This is a genomic window from Acidithiobacillus sp. TH-A36 (assembly GCF_057473445.1).
On record NZ_JBYCKP010000395.1, the window covers coordinates 1 to 4775 of the forward strand.

Annotated in this window: 2 protein-coding genes and 1 pseudogene; 1 reads left to right on the forward strand and 2 read right to left on the reverse strand. The window is 53.2% G+C overall.

Features of this window, described 5'->3' with window-relative positions; translation table 11 throughout:
* Window positions 1-1424, reverse strand: a pseudogene (locus AC2VLY_RS10220) (pyridine nucleotide-disulfide oxidoreductase); the annotation flags it as partial.
* Between the two features lie 74 nt (window positions 1425-1498).
* Here AC2VLY_RS10220 and AC2VLY_RS10225 point away from each other — a divergent pair.
* On the forward strand, window positions 1499-2314 hold the full coding sequence (locus AC2VLY_RS10225; protein WP_300253019.1) for a UDP-2,3-diacylglucosamine diphosphatase: 816 nt from the start codon (window positions 1499-1501) through the stop codon (window positions 2312-2314).
* 14 nt (window positions 2315-2328) lie between these two features.
* On the opposite strand, the gene gyrB is transcribed toward AC2VLY_RS10225, so the two are convergent.
* Window positions 2329-4731, reverse strand: a complete 2403-nt coding sequence (gene gyrB, locus AC2VLY_RS10230) for a DNA topoisomerase (ATP-hydrolyzing) subunit B (RefSeq protein ID WP_486892429.1) — start codon at window positions 4729-4731, stop codon at window positions 2329-2331.
* Window positions 4732-4775: the final 44 nt, after the last annotated feature.

The window sequence follows — 4775 nt, forward strand, 5'->3', positions numbered from 1 at the left end:
AAGCCGGGACGCCGGGCTAAAGTCAGATAAATGAGTTTGAGAAAGTTCTTGTCCCAACGCACGGTGATACCATATTCCGCCACCCCGCCAAAACCCAGCAGAATCCGCTCGTCCAGGTCTTCCTGCAAGGTGCTCCAGTCACGAATCGGCGCGGTCAGCCAGGCTTCCGGCAGCGGTTCGATTTTCAGTCCATCAATACCCACTACCGCACAGCCTTCCTGCAACAGGTGTTGAGCCATGGTGAATCCCGCCGGCCCCATGCCTGCCACCAGCACCTTGCGCCCATTATACGGTTGTGCCGCAAATTGCACGGCGCGCAAGGGATTCCAGCGGGTCAGCAAATCATACAGCTCAATCCCCCAGGGGAGGTTGAGGACATCCGTCAAAATGCGGGTTTCAACCTGGGGAATGTTGACCGGGTCCTGCTTCTGGTACACACAGGCTTTCATGCAGTCATTGCAGATGCGATGGCCGGTAGCGGGAACCATGGGATTATCGACCATGGCCATGGCCAATGCAGCGAGATTCAGTCCGTCCCGTTTGAGAATCTGCATTTCCGAAATTTTTTCTTCCAGAGGACAGCCCGTCAGGGTCACGCCCAGAGGATCAACCTTCAGGCCCAGTTCCGGCACGCCTTTTTTCTCGGGGAATCCCCTGGAGCAAAAATCGCCATCATGATCATGACAATAGAGACAATAATGGACTTCGCTCTGCACACTGCGCGGGTCCATGCGTAAATCCGTCAGATGAAAACTGTCGCGGCGACGCAGGGTGCCGTCGGGCGCCACAAATGGTGTACCGGGGACCTGATCGAGCTTTTTGAGTGGTACGAGGGCCTCATGATCAACGCGCTGGGGCAAACGGAAGCTCGACCAACCTGTAACCGCCAGAGCAGCCTGGGGATCCTGAAGGATCAGGGCACACCATTGGGTCAGGCGCTGAATCTCCTCAGCATGGGTATTTTCATCCTTAAGCCAATCTTCACCGAGCCGGGAAATCGCCCACTCACGATCCGTATCCGGCCAGGCGCGTTGGCGTATCTGGCTATCCAGCCATTGATCCAAATCCGCAAAAGTCTCCGGAAATTCTCCGCGATAACGCCGGGCGCGACGCAACACAAAATGCTTTTTGAAATCCATGACCACATCATGGCTGCGGGTTTGTGCCTGTAATTCGGATACTTCTTTTTCCAGGGCGAATAAGCGGGTAATAAACTGTTCCACATGGGGAGCCAGGCGCAGCAGAAATTCGCTTTGTGCCTTGCTCGCCGGAAGCAAACCCTGAGCCCGGTAATCATGCAGGGCTTCGGCGAGTGAACTATCCGCTTTGTTCAGACTGTCGAGAAATTCCTGATCCAGGCGTGCAATGCCCGCATCTGTAAAAAGTTCTTTATATTCAAAACCAACTAAATTCAGCACCCGCATCTCCCCATTCGCGCAGAGGCATACACGCCATCCACTTTCATCAAACTGTCACATTTTGCTGGCATTATAGACACATGTCACGTTTTCAGGACGAAACCATGCCCCATTACCGCAGTATTTTCCTGTCCGATATCCACCTCGGAACCCGGGGCTGTCAGGCAGAAAGTCTGCTCGACTTCCTGCGCCACAATTCCTGCCAGCAATTATATCTGGTCGGCGACATCATTGATTTATGGCGACTCAAGATACGCTGGTACTGGCCGCGCAGCCACAATACTGTCGTCCAGAAAATCCTGCGTCTGGCGCGTTCGGGTGTCGTTGTCCGCTATATTCGCGGAAATCATGATCCCGTCTATGAGCTGCTCTCTGATTATGTTCAGGGTCAGGATGATGAGAGCATTTCCCTGGGCGACATTGCCATTCTCAGTGAGACGGTTCATGACACCGCCGATGGAAAAAAACTCTGGGTGATTCATGGGGATCAATTTGATGCGGCCATGCGCTATGCTACCTGGCTGATTCATCTGGGTGATCATGGTTATACCCTGTTACTCTGGCTCAATCGCCTGCTGCAATCCGCCTTCCGTCGTCTGGGTCTGCGCCGGCACTGGTCCCTGAGTGCCTACATCAAGTACCGGGTCAAAAAGGCCGTACAATTTATCAACGACTACGAACATCTGCTTGCCGAAGAAACCGCCCGCCGGGGTTATGCCGGGGTTATTTGTGGCCATATTCATCATGCTGAACAAAAAAGCATTGACGGAATACTTTATTACAATGATGGCGATTGGGTAGAAAGCTGTACGGCGCTGGTCGAACACATGGATGGCCGGATGGAAATTATCCACTGGCCCATCACGTTGCGTTTTGATCAGGATGTCGCCGCCTGAAGCCGGTTTACCGGCTAAATATCCAGTCGCGATACAAAGCGGGCGTTTTCTTCGATGAAACGCCGACGCGGTTCTACCGCATCACCCATCAACATGGAAAACACCTCATCAGCCGCGATGGCATCTTCCACATCAACCCGAACCAGTCTGCGGTTTTCCGCATTCATGGTGGTTTCCCAGAGCTGCTCCGGATTCATCTCACCGAGACCTTTATAACGCTGAATTTCCACGCCCTTACGGGCATCTGCCAAAAGCCAGTCCATCGCCTCCCGGAAACGCTGAACCACGCGATTTTTCTCGCCCCTTTTGATCACGGCACCAGGATGCATGTTGCCTTCAATATTTTCCGCATATTCAGCCAGATGCCGGTATTCACCGCCCGCGAAAAAATCCTGGTCAAAAAAGCGGACTTCCTGACTGCCATGATGTTCACGCCGGACCACCAGGCGTAATCCGTCCGCTTCGCCGATTTTCTCGACCTGATAGTGTTCTGCGGGTAAAGCGGTTGCGCTCAGGGCCGTTCGTAGTCCTTCCGCAAACTGGTCCCAGTCATCATTACGGGCGGTTTCTGCAGCAATGGGCGGCAGGGTTGCCAGCGCCCAGAGCAGGGTGGCGGGATAACGCCTTTCCAGACGCTGCACCAGGGCTTCAATATTCTGGTATTGCCGCATCATGCCTGCAAGCTGATCCACACTGATGGCTTCACTATTTGCGGAAAGGTGAAATTCAGCACCATGCATGGCGATTTCACGCAAATAAGCTGCCAGTTCCGTATCATCCTTGATATAGCGTTCGTCTTTGCCTTTTTTAACCTTGTATAAAGGGGGCTGGGCAATATATACATGACCACGATCCACCAGATCCGGCATCTGCCGGTAAAAAAAAGTCAGCAGCAGGGTACGAATATGACTGCCATCCACATCTGCATCCGTCATGATGATGACGCGGTGGTAACGTAACTTGGCCAGATTAAAATCTTCCTTGCCGATACCCGTGCCCAGAGCGGTAATGAGGGTGCCGATTTCATCCGAAGACAGCATTTTATCGAAACGTGCCCGTTCGACATTCAGAATTTTTCCTTTGAGCGGCAAAATGGCCTGATGACGACGATCCCGGCCCTGTTTTGCAGAACCCCCTGCCGAATCTCCTTCCACCAGATAAATTTCGCAAAGACTGGGGTCTTTTTCCTGACAATCGGCCAGTTTACCCGGAAGGTTGGCAATATCCAGAGCCCCTTTGCGGCGCGTCAATTCACGCGCCTTGCGGGCGGCTTCCCGAGCCCGGGCGGCGTCGACGATTTTCGCGGCAATAGCCTGGGCTTCCTTGGGATGTTCATCCAGAAAAATGGTGAGGGCCTCGGCCATGGAAGATTCGACCACCGGTTTCACCTCACTGGAAACCAGTTTGTCCTTGGTTTGTGAAGAGAACTTGGGATCTGGCACTTTTACGGAAAGTACCGCCGTCAATCCTTCCCGGGCATCGTCACCAGTGACGGAAACCTTGGCTTTGGCCAGGGTTCCTTCTCTTTCCATATACTGGTTGAGGGTACGGGTCAGGGCGGCGCGAAATCCGGCCAGATGGGTTCCGCCGTCATTCTGGGGAATATTGTTGGTGTAGCACAGCACGGTTTCGTTATAGCCTTCATTCCACTGTAGCGCTGCTTCTACAACAATTCCATCGCGTTCGCCGGCAAGGCTGATTACATGCGGATGAATGGCGGTTTTACTGCGGTTGAGATGTTCCACAAAGGCGCGGATGCCGCCGTGGTAATGGAAAATTTCTTCCCGGTTCACACGTTCATCCAGGAGCGTGATGTGTACTCCGGAATTCAGAAAAGCCAGTTCGCGCAGACGCTTGGCCAAAATTTCAAAGTGGAACAGGGTATCGGCAAAAACCTCCGGAGAAGGTTTGAAACGGATGATGGTACCATGCCGGGTGGATGCTTCGCCCCGGGCAATAGGCGCCAGAGGGGCGCCATCCGCATAGGACTGGGTCCAGACAAATCCATCCCGGTAAATGCGCAGCTGCAGGGAAATGGACAGGGCATTCACTACAGAAACGCCGACACCATGCAATCCACCCGAGACTTTGTAGGAGTTATCGTCAAACTTGCCACCGGCATGCAGGATGGTCATGATGACTTCAGCGGCGGAGCGACCTTCTTCGGCATGAACATCTACCGGAATACCCCGTCCGTTATCACTGACGCTGACCGAACCATCATCATGAATAATGACCACAATGGTATCGCAATGCCCACCCAGCGCTTCATCAATGGCATTATCTACCACCTCAAAAACCATATGATGCAAGCCACTGCCATCATCAGTGTCGCCAATGTACATGCCCGGGCGTTTGCGTACTGCTTCCAGCCCTTTCAACACCTGGATACTGGAAGAATCGTACTTTTGCGTCATATTACTATTTCCTTTTCAAGCTGGCCCTGGGCCAGATAAAAATG

Excerpts from the sequence above, each read along its gene's own strand:
- AC2VLY_RS10225 (WP_300253019.1), top strand. The coding sequence starts at position 1,499 with ATGTCACGTTTTCAGGACGAAACCATGCCCCATTACCGCAGTATTTTC.
- gyrB (WP_486892429.1), bottom strand. The coding sequence starts at position 4,731 with ATGACGCAAAAGTACGATTCTTCCAGTATCCAGGTGTTGAAAGGGCTG.